Below are 22,219 nucleotides of genomic sequence, written 5' to 3'. Positions count from 1 at the left end.
CGAGATATCAAGACAGATAGAGATCACATGTGGGAGGGGGCTTGCCTCCGATGGCGGTGCATCAGTCAAAGATTGGGTGACTGACCCACTGCTATCGGGGGCAAGCCCCCTCCCACATGTGTACTGCATTTCAATCATCAGCCTGTTTAGCCGCTGGCAAGGTGAACCCCGACACCGACCGGCGCAGCTGGCTGGCCATTTTCGCCAGGTTGCCGATGCTTTCTGCGGTGGCCGTGGAGCCCGAAGAGGTCTGGGTGGTGATCTGCTGGATCACGTTCATGGTCAGGGAGATCTGCCCCGCCGAACTCGTCTGCTGCTGCGCCGCGTTGGAGATGCTCTGGATCAACGCTGCGAGGGTTTTCGACACGCCTTCGATCTCTTCCAGCGCCACCCCGGCATCCTGGGCCAACCGTGCGCCGCGCACCACTTCGGTGGTGGTCTGCTCCATGGAAATGACCGCTTCGTTGGTGTCGGCCTGGATCGCCCGCACCAGGGTTTCAATCTGCCGCGTCGCCGCCGACGAACGCTCGGCCAGGCGTTGCACTTCATCGGCCACCACTGCAAAGCCGCGCCCGGCGTCCCCGGCCATGCTCGCCTGGATCGCTGCGTTGAGGGCGAGGATGTTGGTCTGCTCGGCAATATCGTCGATCAGGCTGACGATATCGCCAATTTCCTGGGACGACTCGCCCAGGCGCTTGATGCGCTTGGCGGTGTCCTGGATCTGTTCGCGAATGTTGTCCATGCCGTGGATGGTGTTGTGCACCACCTCGTTGCCCTTGTTGGCAATTTCCACCGAGCGCTCCGCCACCGCCGACGATTCGGCGGCGTTGGCTGACACCTGGTCGATGGACTGGGCCATCTGGTTGATCGCCGTGGACGCTTCGGCGATCTGCTGGGCCTGGTGCTCCGAGGCCTGGGCCAGGTGCATGGCAGTGGCCTGGGTGTCCTGCACCGCACCGGCGACTTGCCCGGCGGTGAGGTTGATGGTAGCAACCAGATCGCGCAGCTGGTCGACGGAATAGTTGATGGAGTCGGCGATGGTGCCGGTGAAGTCTTCGGTCACCGAGGCCGTCACGGTGAGGTCGCCGTCGGCCAGGTCTTCGATTTCATCCAGCAGGCGCATGATCGCGTTCTGGTTGCGCTCGTTCTTCTCGGCGGTTTCATGCAGTTGGCGGTTGGTCTCGCGCACCATCACCAGGCCGATCAGGATGATCGAGGTCAGCGCCAGCAGGCCCAGTACATAGCCGCCGATGGTGTCGAAACTGCGGCCACTGGCCAGGTTTTCGAAACCGGTGGCCAGGTGCGAGGCTTCATCGAGCAGGGTTTGTGACAGGTTGAAGATGTTGCTCGCCGAAGCGCGCACCTGGAACAGTTGCGGCGAGGTTTCGAGAATTTCATCCACCGAGCCGGAGACAAACTCGAACAGCTCGGCGATTTCCGCCAGCCGCGCGCGGGCATCGCGGTCTTCGACCTGGGTGATGCGCAGGCCGGGGTTGCCCTGGAGCATGCCGTTGAGCACCTGGCCGAAACGGTTGGCATCGCGGCCAAAGGCGTCGGCGGCCTGCACGGCGGTTTCGTCGCCGGCCAGTACGGTGTTCACCGCCCCCAGGATCCGCTCGGCCAGCAACGACTGGCGCTGGGCCAGGGCGACCTGGCTGGCCGGGGCACCGCGTTGCAGGAGGATGTCGACGACCTTTTCCGACTCCACCTGCAACTGCGGAACGGTTTCCGCCAGGGTCGCCGCAACCTGGTGCAAGGACAGCACGGTCTGCTCACTGGCGAGAATCGCGTCGGTGTTTTTCAGCAGCGCTTCCCAGTCGGTCTGCACCGCACGCATTTCGGCACGTACCGCACTGGGCGCAGCCGGCAGGCCGGTTTCCGGATCACCTTTTTTCAGGTAGCCCCAGCGCTGGGCGAAGTCGTTGCGCGCATCGCCCAGCAACTTGAACGCAGCAGCCTTGCCGGCGGCGGCTTCGGTGGCGTTCTTGGCAATGCGCTGGGACAGCACGCGCAACTCACCGGCGTGGCCGATGTACTGCTTGTCATAGGTGGACTGGGTGTTGAGGTACGCAAAGTTGGCAAACAGCAACATGATGAACACGATCAGTGCAATGAACAGCACAATGATCTGGGAACGACTGCGCGACGCGGCCTGAGGTTTTGGCGGGGTAACGGTGGTCATGCGGCAACATCCATGAAGCCTGGGGCCTGGGCCAGGGCGAAGGGGCTGAAGACCTGCCACTGCGGGCTGCCCTCGAAACGTCCCTGGATAAACGGCGCGCCGGGGGCGGCACTCGCCAGCAGTGCGTCTTGTGCGAAATGCTGCATTCCCACCACCTCGTCCACCAGCAGCCCGACAAACAAATCGTTGAATTCCACCACCAGTACGCGCCGCTGTTTGCGTGCCTTGGACAGCTCGAGGCCGAGGAACCCGCCCAGGTCCATCACCGGCAACAAGCGCCCACGCAGGTTAGCCACACCCTTGACCCAGGCCTTGACCCCGGGCATCAGCGTGCAGCGCGGTTCATGCAGGACTTCGGCAACTTCGCCCATGGGCGCCACATACCAGTGCTGCCCCAGGCGAAAGCCGATCCCGCTCCAGCGTTGCAGACGGGTTTCCTGGGACGGCAGGTCGGCGGCCAACAGGCGACAGCGGCGGTCGATGTCCAGCAGCAGCTCAAAGGCGGTTTGCGACTCGGTCATGATGGCGAACCGTCAGCCGGCCAGCACCTTGTTCAGGGTGGCGATCAGGGTTTCTTCATCCACCGGTTTGGTCAGGTAGTCCTTGGCGCCCTGGCGTGCGCCCCAGATCTTGTCGGTTTCCTGGTCCTTGGTGGTGATGATGATGATCGGGATGCCGTTGGTTTCCGGCTCCTTGGACAGCTGGCGGGTGGCCTGGAAGCCATTGAGGCCCGGCATCACGATGTCCATCAGGACGGCGTCGGGTTTTTCCTGGCGGGCCAGGGCCACGCCATCCGCACCGTTTTCAGCCTTGAGGACCTGATGGCCATGCTTTTCCAGCATGCCGGTCAGTTTGTACATTTCAGTCGGCGAATCGTCGACGATCAGAACACGTGCCATGGTTTTCCCCACTACATAGGTGGACGCCGGCCCTTGTGAGGCGGCGTCAGTGTGCTTGTTCTACTACGGCGAACCCTGGCACGTAGGCCTTGATCGCGCCCAGCAGTTCTTCCTTGCTGAAAGGCTTGGTCAAAAACTGATCGACACCCACGATGCGCCCCTTGGCCTTGTCGAACAAGCCGTCCTTGGACGACAGCATGATCACCGGGATCGACTTGAACGCCGGGTTGTTCTTCACCAGCGCGCAGGTCTGATAGCCATCCAGGCGCGGCATCATGATGTCGACAAAAATAATGTGCGGGTGATGATCCACAATCCGGGCCAGGGCATCGAAACCGTCGATGGCCGTGATGACATCGCACCCCGTGTTCTTCAACAAGGTCTCGGCGGTGCGGCGGATCGTCTTCGAATCGTCGATCACCATCACTCTCAAGGCGTTGGAATGCTGTTCCATATCTGCTCTGCCATCGCCACAGCGAATCGGTTTTCGGTGTGTACTGCCTGATGTTGCACAGGATGAGCGCCGCAAGCCTTGGAATTCAAGGGCTGCTGCGCCGTGGCAGTCTTTTTAGCACAGTCTCCGGGCGCAATCTATCGAGCAACCGGCCAGGTGGTTTTTCCTTGACCCACAACAGCCGCAGCGCCACTCTGACGCCACTTTTATGCGCCCTAATTTGCTAGAGGAAATCCCCCATGAGCGTTCGCGTCGGCATTGTCATGGACCCTATCGCCAGCATTTCCTATAAAAAGGACAGCTCGCTGGCCATGCTCCTGGCCGCCCAGGCCCGCGGCTGGACCTTGTTCTATATGGAGCAGCGCGATCTTTACCAGGGTGACGGCGAGGCCCGCGCACGCATGCGCCCGCTGCAGGTGTTTGCCAACCCTGAGAAGTGGTTCGAGCTGCAAGACGAAATCGACAGCCCACTGAGCGACCTGGACGTGATCCTGATGCGCAAGGACCCGCCGTTCGACATGGAATTCGTCTACTCCACCTACCTGCTGGAGCAGGCCGAGCGCGCCGGCGTGCTGATCGTCAACAAGCCGCAGAGCCTGCGCGACTGCAACGAAAAGCTGTTCGCCACCCTGTTCCCACAGTGCACACCACCGACCGTGGTCAGCCGCCGCGCCGATGTGCTGCGCGAGTTCGCTGCCAAGCATGGTGATGTGATCCTCAAGCCGCTGGACGGCATGGGCGGCACCTCGATCTTCCGCCACCGCGCCGGCGACCCGAACCTGTCGGTGATCCTGGAAACCCTGACCGCCCTGGGCACCCAGCAGATCATGGGCCAGGCCTATCTGCCGGCGATCAAGGACGGCGACAAGCGCATCCTGATGATTGACGGCGAGCCGGTGGACTACTGCCTGGCGCGCATCCCGGCCGCCGGCGAGACCCGTGGCAACCTGGCGGCCGGTGGTCGTGGCGAAGCCCGCCCTCTATCGGACAAGGACCGCTGGATTGCCGCCCAGGTTGGCCCGACCCTGCGCGAAAAAGGCCTGCTGTTCGTGGGACTGGACGTCATCGGCGAGAACCTCACCGAAATCAACGTCACCAGCCCCACCTGCATTCGCGAGATCGACAACGCATTTGGCACGAACATCGGCGAAATGTTGATGGCCGCCATTGAGCGCAAGCTGCAAGCCAAGTGATATAGAACAGCCGGACACGCACCAACATTGCGCTATCATGCCCCACCTGTGAAACGCGCGATGTTGGTTTTTTGTCATGACACTCCCGTCCGAGCTACCCCCCGAACTCTCCCACAGCGGCGTGCGCCCGGCTGATCGGCTCGGATTTACCCTGTTCCTGGCAGCGTTGATTCACTTGGCCCTGATCCTCGGCGTGGGTTTCACCATGGTCGAACCCAAGCAAATCACCCAGACCCTGGAAATCACCCTCGCCACGTTCAAGAGCGAAAAGAAGCCCGAGAAGGCTGACTTTCTCGCCCAGGACAACCAGCAAGGCAGCGGCACCCTCGACAAGAAAGCCGTGCCGAAGACCACCGAAGTGGCGCCGTTCCAGGACAACAAGGTCAACAAAGTCACCCCACCACCGGCGCCCAAGCCGGAGGTCAAGCAGGCAGCGCCCAAGCCCGCCGTGACCACCATCGCACCCAAACCGCAGAAAGCCCCGGCCCAGCGCGAAAAAACCAAGACCGAACCCACGCCCGAGCCTGTAAAACCGGCACCGACTTTCGACAGTTCGACCCTGTCCGACGAAATTTCCAGCCTCGAAGCCGAACTGGCCAACGAACAGCAGCTGTACGCCAAGCGCCCGCGCATCTATCGGCTGAACGCCGCATCGACCATGCGCGACAAAGGCGCCTGGTACAAAGACGAGTGGCGCAAGAAGGTCGAGCGTATCGGTAACCTCAATTACCCTGAGGAAGCCCGACGCCAGCAGATTTACGGAAATTTGCGACTATTGGTGTCAATCAACCGCGACGGCACGCTCTATGAAGTGCAGGTGCTCGAGTCGTCCGGCCAGCCGTTGCTGGACCAGGCCGCCCAGCGCATCGTGCGCCTGGCCGCGCCCTTTGCGCCGTTCAGCGGCGATTTGAACGACGTCGACCGCCTGGAAATCATCCGCACCTGGAAGTTTGCCAAGGGTGATCGGCTGTCGAGCAATTGATGACAATTACCAGCTGTGGCACATCACCAGCTTGTCAGTTCGCCCCTCCACCGCCACACTATCGAACATGAAAAACGTCAGCCCGACCTACCTCAAGCATCAATTCCTGATCGCCATGCCCCATATGGCCGACCCGAACTTTGCGCAGACCTTGACCTACATCGTCGAGCACACGGCCAATGGTGCCATGGGGTTGGTGGTCAACCGCCCGCAAGAGCTGAACCTGGCGGATATCCTTGAGCAACTGCGCCCCGAGCTTGACCCGCCGGCCCGGTGCCAGGGCGTGCCGATTTACATCGGCGGGCCGGTGCAGACTGATCGTGGGTTTGTACTGCACCCGAGCGGGCCGAAGTTCCAGGCCACGGTCGATCTGGACGGCGTATCGCTGTCCACTTCCCAGGACGTGTTGTTCGCCATCGCCGACGGCGTGGGGCCTGAGCAAAGCGTGATCACCCTCGGTTACGCGGGGTGGGAAGCCGGCCAATTGGAAGCCGAACTGGCCAGCAATGCCTGGCTGACCTGCCCGTTCGACGCCGACATCCTGTTCAACACCGCCAGTGAACTGCGCCTGGACGCAGCTGCGGCGACGCTGGGGATCAACCTCAACCTGCTGACCAGCCAGGCGGGACACGCCTGATGGCTTTGCGTCTGATCCTCGGGTTTGACTACGGCACCAAACAGATCGGCGTAGCCGTAGGCCAGGTGATCACCGGCCAGGCCCGTGAGCTGTGCACCTTGAAAGCCCAGAACGGCGTGCCGGACTGGAACCAGGTTGAAGCCCTCATCAAAGAGTGGAAGCCCGACGCGGTCGTGGTCGGCCTGCCCCTGAACATGGACGGCACCCCCAGCGACATGTGCCTGCGTGCCGAAAAATTCGCCCGCCGCCTCAATGGCCGCTACAACCTGCCCTTCTATACCCACGACGAACGCCTCACCACCTTTGAAGCCAAAGGCGAGCGACGCGACCGTGGCGGGCAGAAAGGCAGCTACCGCGACAACCCGGTAGACGCCATCGCCGCCGCCCTGCTGTTGCAGGGTTGGCTGGATGAAAACACCGCTTTATTTGAATCCTGACAGACGCGGCTTGCCGCGTCTTTTTACGTTTGAGCCCGGACCTTGCCTGCGCCAAGGTCCTGAAGGAGCCTGCATGAGCCTGCCGAACCCCGCCGAACTGATCAGCCAGATGGCCACCAGCCTCACGGCCCATCTGCAACACCGCAACATCAGCGAGCCGCGCTTCATCGGTATTCGCACCGGCGGTGTGTGGGTGGCCCAGGCGTTGTTGGAAGCACTGGGCAGCGATTCGCCCCTGGGCACCCTGGACGTCTCCTTTTACCGCGACGATTTCAGCCAGAACGGCCTGCACCCACAAGTGCGTCCGTCGGCCCTGCCTTTCGAGATCGAAGGCCAGCACCTGGTGCTGATCGACGACGTGCTGATGAGCGGTCGCACCATCCGTGCCGCCATGAACGAACTGTTCGACTATGGCCGCCCGGCCAGCGTGACCCTGGTGTGCCTGCTGGACCTGGACGCCGGCGAATTGCCGATCAGCCCGGATGTGGTCGGCGCCACCCTGTCGCTAGAAGCCCATCAACGGGTAAAATTGCTCGGTCCCACGCCGCTCGTACTCGAACTGCAAGACCTCGCCCTTTAAACCGCCTTGTAAAGAGTCCCCGCGATGACGCCTCTAGATGCCAAGCGCCCGCTGCAGCTCAATGCTCAGGGCCAGTTGCGACACTTCTTGTCGCTCGACGGTTTGCCCCGCGAACTGCTCACCGAAATCCTCGACACCGCCGACTCGTTCCTCGAAGTCGGTGGCCGGGCGGTGAAGAAGGTCCCGCTGTTGCGCGGCAAAACCATCTGCAACGTGTTCTTCGAGAACTCCACCCGCACCCGCACCACCTTTGAACTGGCCGCCCAGCGGCTGTCGGCCGATGTAATCACCCTGAACGTGTCCACCTCGTCGGCAAGCAAGGGTGAAACCCTGCTCGACACCCTGCGCAACCTGGAAGCGATGGCCGCCGACATGTTCGTGGTACGCCACGGCGACTCCGGCGCCGCGCACTTCATCGCCGAACACGTGTGCCCGCAGGTGGCGATCATCAACGGCGGTGACGGCCGCCACGCCCACCCGACCCAGGGCATGCTCGACATGCTCACCATTCGTCGGCACAAAGGCAGCTTTGAGAATCTCTCGGTGGCCATCGTCGGCGACATCCTGCATTCGCGGGTCGCGCGCTCGAACATGCTGGCCCTCAAAGCCCTGGGTTGCCCGGATATCCGCGTGATTGCGCCGAAAACCCTGTTGCCCATCGGTATCGAACAGTACGGCGTGAAGGTCTACACCGACATGGCCGCAGGCCTCAAGGACGTGGACGTGGTGATCATGCTGCGCCTGCAACGCGAGCGCATGGCCGGTGGCCTGCTACCGAGCGAAGGCGAGTTCTACCGTTTGTTTGGCCTGACCACCGCACGCCTGGCCGGCGCCAAGCCGGATGCCATCGTGATGCACCCGGGCCCGATCAACCGTGGCGTGGAGATTGAGTCGGCGGTGGCCGACGGTCCGCAGTCGGTGATCCTCAACCAGGTGACCTACGGCATCGCCGTACGCATGGCCGTGCTGTCCATGGCCATGAGCGGGCAAACCGCGCAACGTCAATTCGAGCAGGAGAACGCCCAGTGAAGCTCAGCATCCTCGGCGCCCGCGTCATCGATCCGGCCAGTGGCCTGGATCAAGTTACCGATCTGCATCTGGACGCCGGCAAGCTCATCGCCATTGGCGCCGCGCCCGCAGGCTTCAGCGCCAGCGAGACGATCGACGCCAAAGGCCTGGTGGCCGCGCCTGGCCTGGTTGACCTGAACGTCGCCCTGCGCGAGCCGGGCTACAGCCGCAAGGGCAATATCACCAGCGAAACCCGCGCTGCCGCAGCCGGTGGGGTAACCAGCCTGTGCTGCCCACCGCACACCAGGCCGGTGCTGGACACCTCGGCCGTGACCGAGCTGATCCTCGACCGCGCCCGTGAAGCCGGCAACTGCAAAGTGTTCCCTATCGGCGCCTTGAGCAAAGGCCTGGAAGGCGAACAACTCGCCGAACTGATCGCCCTGCGCGACGCCGGTTGCGTGGCCTTCGGCAACGGCCTGGATAGCTTTCGCAGTACCCGCACGCTGTTACGTGCCCTGGAATACGCGGCGACTTTCGACCTTACAGTGATCTTCCATTCCCAGGACCGTGACCTGGCCGAAGGCGGCCTGGCCCATGAAGGCGCCGTGGCCAGCTTCCTCGGCCTGCCGGGCATCCCGGAAACCGCCGAGACCGTGGCCCTGGCCCGTGACCTGCTGCTGGTGGAACAAAGCGGCGTGCGTGCGCACTTCAGCCAGTTGACCAGTGCGCGGGGCGTGGCCCTGATCGCCCAGGCCCAGGCCCGTGGATTGCCGGTGACAGCGGATGTGGCGCTTTATCAGCTGATCCTGACGGACGAAGCGCTGATCGACTTCTCCAGCCTGTACCACGTGCAACCGCCACTGCGTACCCTGGCTGACCGCGACGGTTTGCGCGCGGCGGTGAAATCCGGTGTGGTCTCGGCGATTTCCAGCCATCACCAGCCCCATGAGAGGGATGCCAAGCTGGCACCGTTTGGCGCGACAGAGCCGGGCATCAGCAGTGTCGAACTGTTGCTGCCTCTGGCGATGACGTTGGTAGAAGATGGGTTGCTGGACTTGCCGACATTGTTGGCACGCCTGAGCAGCGGCCCGGCCGAGGCCTTGCGCCTGCCAGCGGGCAAGTTGGCGGTGGGTTCGGCGGCGGACCTGGTGCTTTTTGATCCGGCCAGTTCCACGATTGCGGGGGAGCAATGGCTATCCAAAGGTGAAAACTGCCCGTTCATCGGCCATAGCCTGCCGGCGACGGTGCGTTACACCCTGGTGGATGGCCGCATCAGCTACCCGGCCTGAAAAATCCCACCTCTAATGTGGGCATGATCAATGTGGGACGGGGCTTGCCCCCGATTGCAGTGGGTCAGCTACCGATAAGCTGACTGATCCACCGCTATCGGGGGCAAGCCCCCTCCCACATGTTGATCTCCACCAGAAGTTAAAGATCAGCGGCCGCTGTTGCGCTCGGCATTGCGGATCGATATCTGCGTATTCAACGTCCAGAAGTCATACAGCACCCCAACCAGGAACAAACCGCCGGTCAGCAGGTAGATCAGGCCGGTGATCCATTTGCCCTGGTACATGCGGTGCACGCCAAATACCCCGAGAAACGCCAACAGGATCCAGGCCACGTTGTATTCGATGGGTCCGGCGGTAAACCTCAGGTCCGCTTCACGGTCCATGGCCGGGATCAGGAACAGGTCGATCAGCCAGCCGATACCCAGCAAGCCAAAGGTGAAAAACCAGATCGTTCCGGTCACCGGCTTGCCGTAATAGAAGCGATGCGCCCCGGTAAAACCGAAAATCCACAGCAGGTAACCGATGACCTTGCTGTGGGTGTCTTGCTGCTCGCCAATCTGCTGATAGGTGTTCATCGCGTACCTCTTTTGCCTCGATAGATAAATTTTTTCATTTTCTTTGTGACTTTTTTACGGGCGCCCGACGTACGGCAAATGGTATCTTCCCTGCCCTGAAAGCCTTATGCCACCTGACTTGTGTAGGACAATTGCGGCGAATCGTCGCGTTTTTCCTGATTTTGACGTCAAGGTTCAGTCGACAAACGGCCTGAGAACGACACAAAAAGCTGTTATAAAGTTGCGCGCAAACCCATAAGAGCCACGCCTAATGCGACCATTTTTCAAGACATGGCTAACCATTTGCCTATTAATGCCACTGGCCGCCCACGCCACCAATCGTGAGCAACGACTTCCCAACGTTAACGGTTTCACCCCTAAAGTCCACAGCACGCCAAGCACCGCCAAGTCGGTCAAGCTGACCGTCAACCGCCCGACTCAACTGAGCAAGGCCCACGGCAAGGCAACGGCCGGCCTGGTAGGCGTCAACACCAGGCAGAGCAGCACCGTGCTCAGCCGTGCCGTCAACGTGCTCGGTACTCCTTATCGTTGGGGCGGCAGCAGCCCAAGTAAAGGGTTCGACTGCAGCGGCTTGGTGAAATATGCGTTTAACGACGTAGCCGCCGTGGATTTGCCGCGCACCTCCAACGCCATGGCCGCCGGCCACGGGCAGAAGGTTGATCGCAAGGACTTGAAACCGGGTGACCTGCTGTTCTTCAAATTGAAGAGCCGCCAGGTGAACCACGTTGCCATCTACCTGGGCAACGACCGTTTCATCCACGCACCACGCCGTGGCAAAGCGGTCAGCATCGACACGCTGAAGAAACCGTTCTGGGACAAGAACTACGTGATTGCCAAGCGGGTATTGCCCAAAGAGCAGAACAACCTGCGGGTGGTCCAGCGCTGATTCCAGGCTGGAGTGCGGTGGGTGAACAATGTGGGAGGGGGCTTGCCCCCGATTACCGTGGATCAGCTACAAATAAGCTAACTGATCCACTGCTATCGGGGGCAAGCCCCTGCCACATTTGGACCTTCATATTTCCCCAGGCACCCTCGCCTTCTGCTGCGCCTCTTCCCGACTGATCACCCCCTCCCCGACCAACGTCTTCAAGCTCATATCCAACGTCTTCATCCCCAGCGCCCCACCCGTCTGGATCGCCGAGACCATCTGCGCCACCTTGTCCTCACGGATCAGATTGCGAATAGCCGGCGTACCCAACATGATTTCATGGGCCGCCACCCGCCCCCCGCCGATCTTCTTCACCAGCACCTGGGACACTACTGCCTGCAACGACTCCGACAGCATCGAGCGGACCATGGCCTTTTCCCCCGCCGGAAACACATCCACCAGCCGATCCACGGTCTTTGCCGCCGACGAGGTATGCAAGGTGCCGAATACCAGGTGCCCGGTCTCAGCCGCCGTCAGGGCCAGGCGGATGGTTTCCAGGTCGCGCAGTTCACCCACCAGGATCACGTCCGGGTCTTCCCTGAGCGCCGAGCGCAGGGCAACCGAAAAGCTATGGGTGTCGCGGTGCACCTGGCGTTGGTTGATCAATGCCATGTTCGGCTTGTGGATAAACTCGATAGGGTCTTCAAGGGTGAGGATGTGCTGGCGTCGATGCTGATTGAGAAAGTCGATCATCGCCGCCAGGGTAGTGGACTTGCCCGAGCCGGTAGGGCCGGTCACCAGCACCAGGCCGCGCGGCAGCTGGGCGATACGCTGGAACACTTCCCCCAGGCCGAGGCGCTCCAGGCTCTGGACCTCGGACGGTACGGCGCGAAACACCGCGCCCATGCCCCGCTCCTGCCGGAACACGTTGGCGCGGAAGCGCGCCACACCGGGCAGTTCGAAGGCAAAATCCGTTTCAAGAGATGTTTCGAAATCCTTTTGTTGGTGCTGATTGAGCAATGGGCTCAACAAGTCGGCCACTTGCGGGGGTGAAAGCACCGGCCCGTCCAGCGGCCAGACCTCCCCATCCACCCGCAGCATCGGCGCCAGTCCGGCGGACAAATGCAGGTCGGAGGCGCCACGGCGCACGCTGGCCGTGAGTAATTCAGTGATATCCATAGGGCTTTCCATTTCCAGTAGAATGCCGCGGACTCCATATCCACGGGCGCATCTTGAATGTCGACGATAGCAGACAACATCGGCCAGGTTAGCCAGCGCATCCGCGCCGCAGCCGACGCCGTGCAACGTGACGCAAGCAGCATCCACCTGCTGGCCGTGAGCAAGACCAAACCCGCGCAAGCCGTGCGCGAAGCCTATGCCGCCGGGATGCACGATTTTGGCGAGAACTATCTGCAGGAAGCCCTGGGCAAACAGGCCGAATTAACCGACCTGCCCTTGAGTTGGCACTTCATCGGCCCCATTCAATCGAACAAGACGCGCGCTATCGCCGAGAACTTCGCTTGGGTGCATTCCGTGGACCGCTTGAAAATCGCTCAACGCTTGTCCGAACAACGCCCGGCCGACCTGCCACCGCTGAACATCTGCATCCAGGTCAACGTCAGCGGCGAAGCCAGCAAGTCCGGCTGTACACCCGCCGACCTGCCAGCCCTGGCCAACGCTATCAGCGCCCTGCCGCGCCTGAAGCTGCGTGGCCTGATGGCAATCCCCGAGCCGACCGAAGAGCGCGCCGCGCAAGATGCAGCCTTCGCCACCGTGCGCGAGCTGCAAGCCAGTTTGAACCTGCCGCTGGACACACTTTCCATGGGCATGAGCCACGACCTTGAGTCGGCCATTGCCCAAGGCGCCACCTGGGTGCGGATCGGTACCGCCCTGTTTGGCGCCCGCGACTACGGCCAGCCATGAAATGGCTGACTTCCATTTAGCTAAGGACCTGTCATGAAAGACACGCGTATAGCCTTTATCGGCGCCGGTAACATGGCGGCCAGCCTGATCGGTGGCCTGCGGGCCAAGGGCCTGGATGCCGCGCAGATCCGCGCCAGCGACCCGGGCGCAGACACCCGTGCCCGCGTCAGCGCCGAGCACGGTATTGAAACCTTCGCCGACAACGCCGAGGCCATCCAGGGCGTCGAAGTGATCGTGCTGGCAGTGAAGCCGCAGGCCATGAAGGCGGTGTGCGAAAGCCTGCGCCCAAGCCTGCAGCCGCATCAGCTGGTGGTGTCGATTGCGGCCGGCATCACCTGCGCCAGCATGAACACCTGGCTCGGCGCACAGCCGATCGTGCGCTGCATGCCCAACACGCCAGCCCTGGTCAGCCAGGGCGTGAGCGGCTTGTACGCCACCGCCCAAGTGAGCGCCGAACAACGCGACCAGGCGCAAGAACTGCTGTCCGCCGTGGGCGTCGCGCTGTGGCTGGAACAGGAGCAGCAACTGGACGCGGTCACCGCCGTATCCGGCAGCGGCCCGGCGTATTTCTTCCTGCTGATCGAAGCCATGACCGCCGCCGGCGTGAAGCTGGGCCTGTCCAAGGACATTGCCGAACAACTGGCCGAGCAGACCGCCCTGGGTGCTGCGCGCATGGCGGTGTCCAGCGATGTGGACGCCGCCGAGCTGCGCCGCCGCGTGACCTCGCCGGGCGGCACCACACAGGCGGCCATCGAGTCGTTCCAGGCCGGGGGCTTTGAAGCCCTGGTGGAAAAAGCACTGGGTGCCGCTGCGCGCCGCTCGGCGGAACTCGCCGAACAACTGGGCAAATAAGGAGCCAACATGATTGGTTTGAACACCGCAGCCGTCTACGTGCTGCAAACCCTCGGCAGCCTGTACCTGCTGATCGTCCTGATGCGCTTCGTGCTGCAACTGGTGCGTGCGAACTTCTACAACCCGCTCTGCCAGTTCATCGTCAAGGCCACCCAGCCGCTGCTCAAGCCATTGCGCCGGATCATCCCGAGCCTGTTCGGCCTGGACATGTCGTCGCTGGTGCTGGCAATCCTGGTGCAGCTGGCCTTGATGGCGCTGACCCTGTTGCTGACCTACGGCACCACCGGCAATTTCGTACAGTTGCTGATCTGGGCCATCATCGGCGTGACCGCGCTGTTCCTGAAGATCTTCTTCTTCGCCCTGATCATCAGCGTGATCCTGTCCTGGGTCGCCCCCGGTAGCCACAACCCTGGCGCCGAGCTGGTGAACCAGATCTGCGAGCCGGCCCTGGCGCCATTCCGCCGCCTGCTGCCGAACCTCGGCGGCCTGGATATCTCGCCGATCCTGGCGTTCATGGTGCTCAAGTTGCTGGACATGCTGGTGATCAACAACCTGGCGGCCATGACCGGGATGCCGGAGATTTTGCGCCTGCTGATCTGACGCAAAGCAAATGTGAGAGGGGCAAGCCCCCTCCCACATTTCAAACCGCTCAGGCCATTGCTTGCCGCTAGGTGCAGCGGTCTTTAGACTTACGCCTCATTTAAACGAGAGCAGGGTCGATGCCAGCTGCCTTTCCCCCCGATTCTGTTGGACTGGTCGTGCCCCAAGTGGCGCACTTCAGCGAACCGCTGGCCCTGGCCTGTGGCCGTTCGCTGCCTGCCTACGACCTGATCTATGAAACCTATGGCCAACTGAACGCCACGGCGAGCAACGCCGTGCTGATCTGCCACGCCTTGTCCGGCCATCACCACGCGGCCGGTTTCCACTCTGCCGAGGATCGCAAGCCCGGCTGGTGGGACAGTTGCATCGGCCCCGGCAAGCCCATCGACACCAACAAGTTCTTTGTGGTCAGCCTGAACAACCTGGGCGGCTGCAACGGTTCCACCGGCCCCAGCAGCCTCAATCCGGAAACCGGCAAGCCGTTCGGCGCCGACTTCCCGGTGCTCACCGTGGAAGACTGGGTGCACAGCCAGGCGCGCCTCGCCGACCTGCTGGGTATCAACCAGTGGGCGGCAGTGATCGGCGGCAGCCTGGGCGGCATGCAGGCGCTGCAATGGACCATCACCTACCCGGACCGCGTGCGCCATTGCCTGGCAATCGCCTCGGCCCCCAAGCTGTCGGCGCAGAACATCGCCTTCAACGAAGTGGCGCGCCAGGCCATCCTCACCGACCCGGAGTTCCACGGTGGTTCGTTCCAGGAAGCCGGCGTGATTCCCAAGCGCGGCCTGATGCTGGCGCGGATGGTCGGGCATATCACCTACCTGTCCGATGACTCCATGGGCGAGAAATTCGGCCGTGGCCTCAAGAGCGAGAAGCTCAACTACGACTTCCACAGCGTCGAGTTCCAGGTGGAAAGCTACCTGCGCTACCAGGGCGAGGAGTTCTCGGGGCGTTTCGACGCCAACACCTACCTGCTGATGACCAAGGCGCTGGACTACTTCGACCCGGCCGCCAACCACGACGACGACCTGGCGAAAACCTTCGAAGGCGCCACGGCCAAGTTCTGCGTGATGTCCTTCACCACCGACTGGCGCTTCTCGCCGGCCCGCTCCCGCGAGCTGGTGGACGCGCTGATGGCTGCACGCAAGGACGTCTGCTACCTGGAGATCGATGCACCGCAAGGCCACGACGCCTTCCTGATCCCGATCCCGCGTTACTTGCAGGCGTTCGGCAATTACATGAACCGGATTACTGTGTGAGAACGCCATGAGAGCCGACCTGGAAATCATCCAAGACTGGATCCCCGCCGGCAGCCGCGTGCTCGACCTGGGCTGCGGCGATGGCGAACTGCTGAGCTGGCTGCGCGACAACAAGCAAGTCACCGGCTACGGCCTGGAAAACGACCCGGACAACATCGCCCAGTGCGTGGCCAAGGGCATCAACGTGATCGAGCAGGACCTGGACAAGGGCCTGGGCAACTTTGCCAGCAACAGCTTCGACATCGTGGTGATGACCCAGGCCCTCCAGGCGGTGCACTACCCGGACCGCATCCTCGACGAAATGCTGCGCGTAGGCCGCCAGTGCATCATCACCTTCCCCAACTTCGGGCACTGGCGCTGCCGCTGGTACCTGGCCACCAAGGGCCGCATGCCGGTGTCGGACTTTCTGCCGTACACCTGGTACAACACGCCGAACATCCATTTCTGCACCTTCGAAGACTTCGAAGCCCTGTGCAGTGAGCGTGAAGCCAAGGTGATCAACCGCCTTGCCGTCGATCAACAGCATCGTCACGGCTGGGCAAGTAAACTATGGCCCAATCTGTTGGGCGAAATCGGTATTTACAGGGTCAGCAGTCCTGGCCTGACGGACCACAAGATTGCCGTCTAATCATCTTCAAGAGGGACGCTCATGAAACGCCTGGCTGTATTTCTATTGACCGCGTGCCTGGGCGCCAGCGCCCTGGCCGCCGACGCTATCGATGCCAATCGCAAGAAAGACTTCGGCGATATCACCGTCCACTACAACACGTTCACCTCCAGCTTCCTGCAACCGGAAACCGCCCAGGCCGTCGGCGTGGTGCGCAGCAAGGAAAAGGGCTTGATCAACGTGACGGTGATCAAGGGCGTGACCCCGGTGGCCGCGCAAGTGACCGGCACCATCAAGGACTTGGGCGGCAAGAGTGAAGTCCTGACGTTCAAGCAGATCAACGAGAAAGGCGGCATCAATTACCTGGCGCCCTACTCCGTGACGCAGCGCGAATACAAGACGTTTACCATCAACGTTGAAACCGGCGGCAAAGCCCATAGCTTCCAGTTCAACCAGGAACTGTTTCCGGCGGAATAATGAACCTCACCCAACTCGTACTGGCCAGCCATAACGCCGGCAAACTCAAAGAACTGCAAGCCATGCTCGGCGACTCCGTGCAGTTGCGCTCGATTGGCGAGTTCAGCCAGGTGGAACCGGAAGAGACCGGCCTGTCGTTCGTCGAGAACGCTATCCTCAAGGCACGCAACGCCGCACGCATCTCCGGCCTGCCGGCGCTGGCGGATGACTCGGGGCTGGCCGTCGATTTCCTCGGCGGCGCACCGGGCATTTATTCGGCACGCTACGCCGACGGCAAGGGCGATGCCGCCAACAACGCCAAGCTGCTGGACGCGCTCAAGGACGTACCGGACGCCGAGCGCGGCGCACAGTTCGTCTGCGTGCTGGCCCTGGTACGGCATGCCGATGACCCGCTGCCGATCCTGTGCGAAGGCCTGTGGCACGGGCGCATCCTGCATGCGGCCAGCGGCGAGCATGGGTTTGGCTATGACCCGTTGTTCTGGGTGCCGGAACGTAACGTTTCCAGTGCCGAACTGAGCCCGGCCGACAAGAACCAGATCAGCCACCGTGCCCGCGCAATGGATTTGCTGCGCCAACGCCTGAGCCTGAAATGACCCTGAACACCTCTGCGCAGCCGCTGATCCACGGCGGCGCGCAAACACCTCGGGCGGCCTTGCCTGTGCTGCCGCCCCTGGCGCTGTACATCCATATCCCGTGGTGCGTGCGCAAATGCCCTTATTGCGACTTCAACTCCCACACCGCCAGTAAAGTGCTGCCGGAAGAGGAGTATGTGGACGCCCTGTTGGCCGACCTCGATCAGGACCTGCACGCAGTGCATGGCCGCGAACTCAGTTCGATCTTCTTCGGCGGCGGCACGCCCAGCCTGTTCAGCGCCGCAGCGTTGGGGCGGTTGCTCAAGGGCGTGGAAGCCCGCATCCCGTTTGCCGGCGATATCGAGATCACCCTGGAAGCCAACCCCGGGACGTTCGAGCAAGAAAAGTTCGTGGCCTATCGCAAGCTGGGGATCAATCGCCTGTCCATCGGTATCCAGAGCTTCCAGCAGGAAAAGCTTGAGGCCCTGGGCCGCATCCACAATGGCGACGAAGCCGTACGTGCCGCTGGCATGGCGCGCCAGGCCGGGTTCGATAACTTCAATCTGGACTTGATGCACGGGCTGCCCGATCAGTCCCTGGACGATGCCTTGAGCGACTTGCGCCAGGCCATCGCGCTGAAGCCGACGCACTTGTCCTGGTACCAGCTGACCCTGGAACCCAACACCGTGTTCTGGAACCAGCCGCCTGCACTGCCGGAAGACGACACCCTGTGGGACATCCAGGAAGCCGGCCAGGCGTTGCTTGCCGAACACGGCTACGCGCAATATGAAGTATCGGCCTATGCCCAACCAGGTCGCCCGGCGCGGCATAACCTCAATTACTGGAGCTTCGGTGACTTCATCGGCATCGGTGCCGGCGCCCACGGCAAGCTCAGCCATCCGGACGGGCGCATCGTACGCACCTGGAAGACCCGTGCACCGAAGGACTACCTCAACCCGGCCAAAAGCTTCCAGGCCGGCGCGAAGGAGCTGACCAACGAAGAGTTGCCATTCGAGTTCCTGATGAACGCCCTGCGCCTCACCGAAGGGGTCGATGCCAGGCTCTACGCCGAGCGTACCGGTCTGGATCTGGCGAGCCTCGATGAAGGCCGCCGCGAGGCAGAACAAAGTGGCTTAATGCAGGTCGAACCGTCACGCCTGGCGGCGACCGACCGCGGGCAACTCTTTCTCAATGATCTGTTGCAGAAGTTTTTGAGCTGACGCTCTTAAGGAAATCGAATGGATTTGGTACTCGACCTGCTCGCCACCGTATCCCGCTGGAGCCGCAGCAACCTGTCGGAAATCTCCCTGGCCCTCGTGGGCTGCCTGCTGGTGCTGTTCGGCGCCGATATCAAGGGCTGGATCGAAGCACGCCTGGGCAGCATCGCGGGTGCGTTGCGCGTGCCGTTGATGGCGCTGGTGTGCATGATCGGCAGCGGCGCGGCGCTGATCTATGCCACGCCGTGGATTGTGCGGGGGTTGAGCCAGTTCAATAACTACAGCCTGGCGCCGGTGTTGATTGTGGTGCTGGTACTGATTGGTGTAGTCGCAGACCGCCGCTGATCCAAGGCACACTGCGAAAACAAATGTGGGAGGGGGCTTGCCCCCGATTGCAGTGGGTCAGCTACAGATAAGCTGACTGATCCACCGCTATCGGGGGCAAGCCCCCTCCCACATTGAATTGCATTTCAAGCTAATGGGGAGTTACGCCAGCTTCTCGAACTTCAGATCCCACACCCCGTGCCCCAGCCGCTCACCACGACGCTCGAACTTGGTGATCGGCCGCTCGGCCGGGCGTGGCACGCATTTGCCGTCTTCAGCCAGGTTGCGGTAGCCGGGGGCGACGTTCATCACCTCCAGCATGTACTCCGCGTAGGGCTCCCAGTCGGTGGCCATGTGCAGGATGCCGCCCACTTTCAGCTTGGTGCGTACCAGTTCCGCGAAGGAGGCCTGGACGATGCGGCGCTTGTGGTGACGGGCTTTGTGCCATGGGTCCGGGAAGAACAGCATCAGGCGGTCTAGGCTGTTGTCGGCGATGCAGCGGTTGAGCACTTCGATCGCGTCGCAGTCATAGACCCGCAGGTTCGTCAGGCCTTGGGTCAACACGCCGTTGAGCAGCGCGCCGACACCTGGGCGGTGGACTTCCACGCCAATGAAGTCCTGGTCCGGCGCAGCGGCGGCCATTTCCAGCAGGGAGTGGCCCATGCCGAAGCCGATTTCCAGGGAACGCGGGGCCGAACGGCCGAACACCTGGTCGTAGTCCACCGGCGCGTCGGCCAATGGCAACACGAACAGCGGCGTGCCTTGCTCCAGGCCCTTTTGCTGGCCTTCGGTCATGCGACCGGCGCGCATCACAAAACTCTTGATGCGGCGGTGCTTGGACTCGTCGCCTGCTTCCAGGGTGTTCGGCGTTTCGTTTGATTCAGTCATCAATGGCTCTTACTTGATCAGACCATCCAGCGGCGAGGAGGCGCTGGCGTAGAGTTTTTTCGGCATGCGGCCGGCGAGGTAGGCCAGGCGGCCCGCGACGATGGCGTGGTTCATGGCTTCGGCCATCAGGATCGGTTGCTGGGCGTGGGCGATGGCCGAGTTCATCAGCACCGCGTCACAGCCCAGTTCCATGGCGATGGTTGCGTCGGAGGCCGTGCCCACGCCTGCATCCACCAACACCGGGATCTTGGCTTCTTCGAGGATGATCTGCAGGTTGTACGGATTGCAGATACCCAGGCCGGAACCGATCAGGCCGGCCAGTGGCATCACCGCGATGCAGCCGATTTCCGCCAGTTGGCGCGCGATGATCGGGTCATCGCTGGTGTAGACCATCACGTCGAAACCTTCCTTGACCAGGGTTTCGGCGGCCTTGAGGGTTTCGATCACGTTGGGGAACAGGGTTTTCTGGTCGGCCAGCACTTCCAGCTTCACCAGGTTGTGGCCGTCGAGCAGCTCACGGGCCAGGCGGCAGGTGCGCACGGCCTCGATGGCATCGTAGCAACCGGCGGTGTTCGGCAGGAAGGTGTAGCGGTCCGGCGACAGCACTTCAAGCAGGTTCGGCTCGCCTTCGATCTGGCCGAGGTTGGTGCGGCGCACGGCGAAGGTGACGATCTCGGCGCCCGAGGCTTCGATGGCCAGGCGGGTTTCTTCCATGTCGCGGTACTTGCCGGTGCCGACCAGCAGGCGGGACTGGTAGGTACGCCCGGCCAGGACGAAAGGCTTGTCGCTACGAACGATGCTCATGGGAAATCCTCGGAATGGGGTGAGGTTCTGCAGAATTCAGGAAACTGCGCGATCAGCCGCCGCCGATGGCGTGGACCACTTCGACCTGGTCGCCTTCGGCGAGTGCGGTCTCGGCGTGCAGGCTACGCGGGACGATATCCAGGTTGAGTTCCACTGCGACGCGCCGCCCGGTCAGGTCCAGTCGGGTCAGCAGGGCCGCAACGGTTTCACCGTCGGGCAGTTCAAAGGATTCGCCGTTCAACTGAATGCGCATGCCACGGGCCGCCATCGTTTTTAGGGGTCGGCATTCTAGCCCGATTGAGGTTGCCGGCCCAAGTCCCTTGGTCAGGCTGCCTGCAAGCGCCACGCCGCCAGGCCCAGGAAGAACCAGCCAAGCAGGAAGGCCAGGCCGCCAAACGGCGTGATGATCCCAAGCTTGCTGATGCCGGTCAGGGTCAGCACATACAGGCTGCCGGAGAACAGCAGGATGCCAACGGTAAACGAGATGCCCGCCCAGCTGACCAACCGGCCAGGGATATGCGCCGCCAGCAGCGCCACGCCGAACAGCGCCAGGGTGTGCACCAGTTGGTAGGTCACGCCGGTGTGGAAAATTGCGAGGTACTCGGCGCTCAGGCGGTTTTTCAGGCCGTGGGCGGCGAAGGCCCCAAGGGCGACACCGGTGAAGCCGAAAAAGGCAGCCAACATCAGAAAGCCACGCAGCATGAGGAACTCCAGTCAGACTCAAAGGGCCGGGTCTGTATAATGGCCCGCTCAACGGGTTCGGCCAAGCCATCTCTATGCTGCGTCTCCTCTTCAAACGCTTTCTCAACGTCGTCAAATGGTTTGCCATCGGCAGTGTGCTGCTGGTGCTGCTGTTTCGTGTCGTCCCGCCGCCCTTCACCGCGCTGATGGTGGAGCGCAAGGTCGAATCCTGGTTCGACGGCGAACCCATTGACCTGCAGCGCACCTGGGTACCGTGGGACGAGATCTCCGATGACCTCAAAGTGGCGGTGATGGCCGGTGAAGACCAGCGCTTCCCGCAGCATTGGGGCTTTGATTTCGGTGCGATCCAGGCGGCAATCCTGCACAACGAGCGCGGCGGCTCGATTCGCGGTGCCAGTACGTTGAGCCAGCAGGTGTCGAAGAACCTGTTCCTGTGGGCCGGCCGCAGCTATTTGCGCAAAGGCCTGGAAGCCTGGTTTACCGGGTTGATCGAGGTGTTGTGGCCCAAGCAGCGGATTCTTGAGGTGTACCTCAATAGCGTGGAGTGGGACGAAGGCGTGTTTGGCGCGGAAGCGGCGGCGCGGCATCACTTTGGGGTGAGTGCCAAGGGGTTATCGCGGCAGCAGGCCAGCTATCTGGCGGCTGTTTTGCCCAATCCACGGGTGTGGAGTGCCAGCCATCCGACGGCGTATGTGGCAAGGCGCGCGGCTTGGATTCGTCAGCAGATGAGTCAGTTGGGTGGAGACGGTTACCTGGTCGAACTGAACAACTCCCGCAAGGCGCCCTGGTCCGACTGACACAACAAAAACAAATGTGGGAGGGGGCTTGCCCCCGATAGCGATGGACCAGTCACCTTGATGTTGACTGACACTCTGCTATCGGGGGGCAAG

28 protein-coding genes are annotated in these 22,219 nt (G+C 62.2%); 18 read left to right on the top strand and 10 right to left on the bottom strand.

Features of this window, described 5'->3' with window-relative positions:
- Positions 1-130 precede the first annotated feature (130 nt).
- Genes BM026_RS02575 through pilG form a run of 4 tightly spaced genes read right to left on the bottom strand, consistent with a single transcriptional unit; the run spans position 131 to position 3,535 of the window.
- Entirely contained in the window at positions 131-2,182 is a 2,052-nt protein-coding gene (locus tag BM026_RS02575) for a methyl-accepting chemotaxis protein (protein ID WP_071490363.1), read from the bottom strand.
- Positions 2,179-2,703, bottom strand: coding sequence for a chemotaxis protein CheW (locus tag BM026_RS02570; protein WP_093120641.1), 525 nt, complete (start codon positions 2,701-2,703; stop codon positions 2,179-2,181). Before BM026_RS02570 ends, BM026_RS02575 begins: the two co-directional genes overlap by 4 nt.
- Positions 2,704-2,715: 12 nt before the next feature.
- The gene (gene pilH / locus BM026_RS02565; protein ID WP_014720320.1) at positions 2,716-3,081 is read right to left on the bottom strand and encodes a twitching motility response regulator PilH; all 366 of its coding nucleotides are present in this window, start codon (positions 3,079-3,081) and stop codon (positions 2,716-2,718) included.
- 46 nt (positions 3,082-3,127) lie between these two features.
- Positions 3,128-3,535: a twitching motility response regulator PilG gene (gene pilG / locus BM026_RS02560; RefSeq protein ID WP_071490365.1), complete on the bottom strand. Its 408-nt coding sequence runs from the start codon at positions 3,533-3,535 to the stop codon at positions 3,128-3,130.
- Positions 3,536-3,774: 239 nt separating this feature from the next.
- On the opposite strand from pilG, the gene gshB reads away from it, so the two are divergent.
- The 7 genes from gshB to BM026_RS02525 all read left to right on the top strand — a co-directional run bounded on the left by gshB (position 3,775) and on the right by BM026_RS02525 (position 9,661).
- On the top strand, positions 3,775-4,728 hold the full coding sequence (gshB, locus tag BM026_RS02555) for a glutathione synthase (RefSeq protein WP_028618297.1): 954 nt from the start codon (positions 3,775-3,777) through the stop codon (positions 4,726-4,728).
- 76 nt (positions 4,729-4,804) lie between these two features.
- The gene (locus BM026_RS02550) at positions 4,805-5,710 is read left to right on the top strand and encodes an energy transducer TonB (RefSeq protein WP_058426564.1); all 906 of its coding nucleotides are present in this window, start codon (positions 4,805-4,807) and stop codon (positions 5,708-5,710) included.
- A 67-nt stretch (positions 5,711-5,777) separates the two neighbouring features.
- The gene (locus tag BM026_RS02545) at positions 5,778-6,347 is read left to right on the top strand and encodes a YqgE/AlgH family protein (protein WP_071490368.1); all 570 of its coding nucleotides are present in this window, start codon (positions 5,778-5,780) and stop codon (positions 6,345-6,347) included.
- Positions 6,347-6,784: a Holliday junction resolvase RuvX gene (gene ruvX / locus BM026_RS02540; RefSeq protein ID WP_003195067.1), complete on the top strand. Its 438-nt coding sequence runs from the start codon at positions 6,347-6,349 to the stop codon at positions 6,782-6,784. Before BM026_RS02545 ends, ruvX begins: the two co-directional genes overlap by 1 nt.
- 73 nt (positions 6,785-6,857) lie before the next feature.
- Entirely contained in the window at positions 6,858-7,364 is a 507-nt protein-coding gene (gene pyrR, locus BM026_RS02535) for a bifunctional pyr operon transcriptional regulator/uracil phosphoribosyltransferase PyrR (RefSeq protein ID WP_058426562.1), read from the top strand.
- A gap of 24 nt (positions 7,365-7,388) precedes the next feature.
- A complete protein-coding gene (locus BM026_RS02530) occupies positions 7,389-8,393 on the top strand; it encodes an aspartate carbamoyltransferase catalytic subunit (RefSeq protein ID WP_058426561.1) in 1,005 nt (334 codons plus the stop codon).
- Positions 8,390-9,661, top strand: coding sequence for a dihydroorotase (locus BM026_RS02525; protein WP_092241982.1), 1,272 nt, complete (start codon positions 8,390-8,392; stop codon positions 9,659-9,661). The genes BM026_RS02530 and BM026_RS02525 overlap by 4 nt, the downstream gene beginning before the upstream one ends.
- A 146-nt stretch (positions 9,662-9,807) precedes the next feature.
- On the opposite strand, the gene BM026_RS02520 is transcribed toward BM026_RS02525, so the two are convergent.
- Complete coding sequence (locus BM026_RS02520; RefSeq protein ID WP_162276412.1) at positions 9,808-10,218, bottom strand: NINE protein; 411 nt, start codon at positions 10,216-10,218, stop codon at positions 9,808-9,810.
- A 268-nt stretch (positions 10,219-10,486) separates the two neighbouring features.
- On the opposite strand from BM026_RS02520, the gene BM026_RS02515 reads away from it, so the two are divergent.
- The gene (locus BM026_RS02515) at positions 10,487-11,122 is read left to right on the top strand and encodes a C40 family peptidase (protein WP_071490370.1); all 636 of its coding nucleotides are present in this window, start codon (positions 10,487-10,489) and stop codon (positions 11,120-11,122) included.
- Between the two features lie 126 nt (positions 11,123-11,248).
- Here the strand turns inward: BM026_RS02515 and BM026_RS02510 are convergent, their stop codons facing one another.
- Positions 11,249-12,283, bottom strand: a complete 1,035-nt coding sequence (locus BM026_RS02510; RefSeq protein ID WP_093514118.1) for a type IV pilus twitching motility protein PilT — start codon at positions 12,281-12,283, stop codon at positions 11,249-11,251.
- A gap of 57 nt (positions 12,284-12,340) precedes the next feature.
- Here BM026_RS02510 and BM026_RS02505 point away from each other — a divergent pair, with 57 nt between their 5' ends.
- The 9 genes from BM026_RS02505 (at position 12,341) to BM026_RS02465 (ending at position 18,956) form a co-directional block, all read left to right on the top strand.
- Positions 12,341-13,027, top strand: a complete 687-nt coding sequence (locus BM026_RS02505; RefSeq protein ID WP_092241976.1) for a YggS family pyridoxal phosphate-dependent enzyme — start codon at positions 12,341-12,343, stop codon at positions 13,025-13,027.
- A 33-nt stretch (positions 13,028-13,060) separates the two neighbouring features.
- The gene (gene proC / locus BM026_RS02500) at positions 13,061-13,879 is read left to right on the top strand and encodes a pyrroline-5-carboxylate reductase (RefSeq protein WP_093527242.1); all 819 of its coding nucleotides are present in this window, start codon (positions 13,061-13,063) and stop codon (positions 13,877-13,879) included.
- A gap of 9 nt (positions 13,880-13,888) precedes the next feature.
- Positions 13,889-14,479 (top strand): YggT family protein, encoded by a 591-nt coding sequence (locus tag BM026_RS02495; protein WP_025859579.1) that lies wholly within the window; start codon positions 13,889-13,891, stop codon positions 14,477-14,479.
- A 119-nt stretch (positions 14,480-14,598) separates the two neighbouring features.
- Positions 14,599-15,738: a homoserine O-succinyltransferase MetX gene (locus tag BM026_RS02490; RefSeq protein WP_071490374.1), complete on the top strand. Its 1,140-nt coding sequence runs from the start codon at positions 14,599-14,601 to the stop codon at positions 15,736-15,738.
- A gap of 7 nt (positions 15,739-15,745) precedes the next feature.
- Positions 15,746-16,366 carry a methionine biosynthesis protein MetW gene (metW, locus tag BM026_RS02485; protein ID WP_034109956.1) on the top strand — a complete coding sequence of 207 codons (621 nt, stop codon included), beginning with the start codon at positions 15,746-15,748 and terminating at the stop codon, positions 16,364-16,366.
- Between the two features lie 21 nt (positions 16,367-16,387).
- Positions 16,388-16,822, top strand: a complete 435-nt coding sequence (locus tag BM026_RS02480; RefSeq protein ID WP_092241971.1) for a DUF4426 domain-containing protein — start codon at positions 16,388-16,390, stop codon at positions 16,820-16,822.
- Positions 16,819-17,415: an RdgB/HAM1 family non-canonical purine NTP pyrophosphatase gene (gene rdgB / locus BM026_RS02475; protein ID WP_025859581.1), complete on the top strand. Its 597-nt coding sequence runs from the start codon at positions 16,819-16,821 to the stop codon at positions 17,413-17,415. The genes BM026_RS02480 and rdgB overlap by 4 nt, the downstream gene beginning before the upstream one ends.
- A complete protein-coding gene (gene hemW, locus BM026_RS02470) occupies positions 17,412-18,614 on the top strand; it encodes a radical SAM family heme chaperone HemW (protein WP_071490377.1) in 1,203 nt (400 codons plus the stop codon). The genes rdgB and hemW overlap by 4 nt, the downstream gene beginning before the upstream one ends.
- A gap of 18 nt (positions 18,615-18,632) precedes the next feature.
- The gene (locus tag BM026_RS02465) at positions 18,633-18,956 is read left to right on the top strand and encodes a DUF3392 domain-containing protein (protein ID WP_058426549.1); all 324 of its coding nucleotides are present in this window, start codon (positions 18,633-18,635) and stop codon (positions 18,954-18,956) included.
- Positions 18,957-19,097: 141 nt separating this feature from the next.
- On the opposite strand, the gene trmB is transcribed toward BM026_RS02465, so the two are convergent.
- From trmB to BM026_RS02445, 4 genes are all read right to left on the bottom strand, one after another.
- Entirely contained in the window at positions 19,098-19,823 is a 726-nt protein-coding gene (gene trmB, locus BM026_RS02460) for a tRNA (guanosine(46)-N7)-methyltransferase TrmB (protein ID WP_092241969.1), read from the bottom strand.
- Positions 19,824-19,832: 9 nt separating this feature from the next.
- Positions 19,833-20,627, bottom strand: coding sequence for a thiazole synthase (locus BM026_RS02455; protein ID WP_058426547.1), 795 nt, complete (start codon positions 20,625-20,627; stop codon positions 19,833-19,835).
- Between the two features lie 52 nt (positions 20,628-20,679).
- Positions 20,680-20,880: a sulfur carrier protein ThiS gene (gene thiS / locus BM026_RS02450; RefSeq protein WP_058426546.1), complete on the bottom strand. Its 201-nt coding sequence runs from the start codon at positions 20,878-20,880 to the stop codon at positions 20,680-20,682.
- Positions 20,881-20,951: 71 nt separating this feature from the next.
- Positions 20,952-21,329 (bottom strand): DUF423 domain-containing protein, encoded by a 378-nt coding sequence (locus BM026_RS02445; RefSeq protein ID WP_016976028.1) that lies wholly within the window; start codon positions 21,327-21,329, stop codon positions 20,952-20,954.
- 74 nt (positions 21,330-21,403) lie between these two features.
- On the opposite strand from BM026_RS02445, the gene mtgA reads away from it, so the two are divergent.
- The gene (gene mtgA / locus BM026_RS02440) at positions 21,404-22,126 is read left to right on the top strand and encodes a monofunctional biosynthetic peptidoglycan transglycosylase (RefSeq protein ID WP_071490379.1); all 723 of its coding nucleotides are present in this window, start codon (positions 21,404-21,406) and stop codon (positions 22,124-22,126) included.
- Positions 22,127-22,219 lie beyond the last annotated feature (93 nt).

The organism is Pseudomonas sp. NFPP24 (assembly GCF_900112095.1).
Lineage (GTDB): Bacteria > Pseudomonadota > Gammaproteobacteria > Pseudomonadales > Pseudomonadaceae > Aquipseudomonas > Aquipseudomonas extremorientalis.
This window is presented reverse-complemented; position numbering and strand designations above follow the sequence as displayed.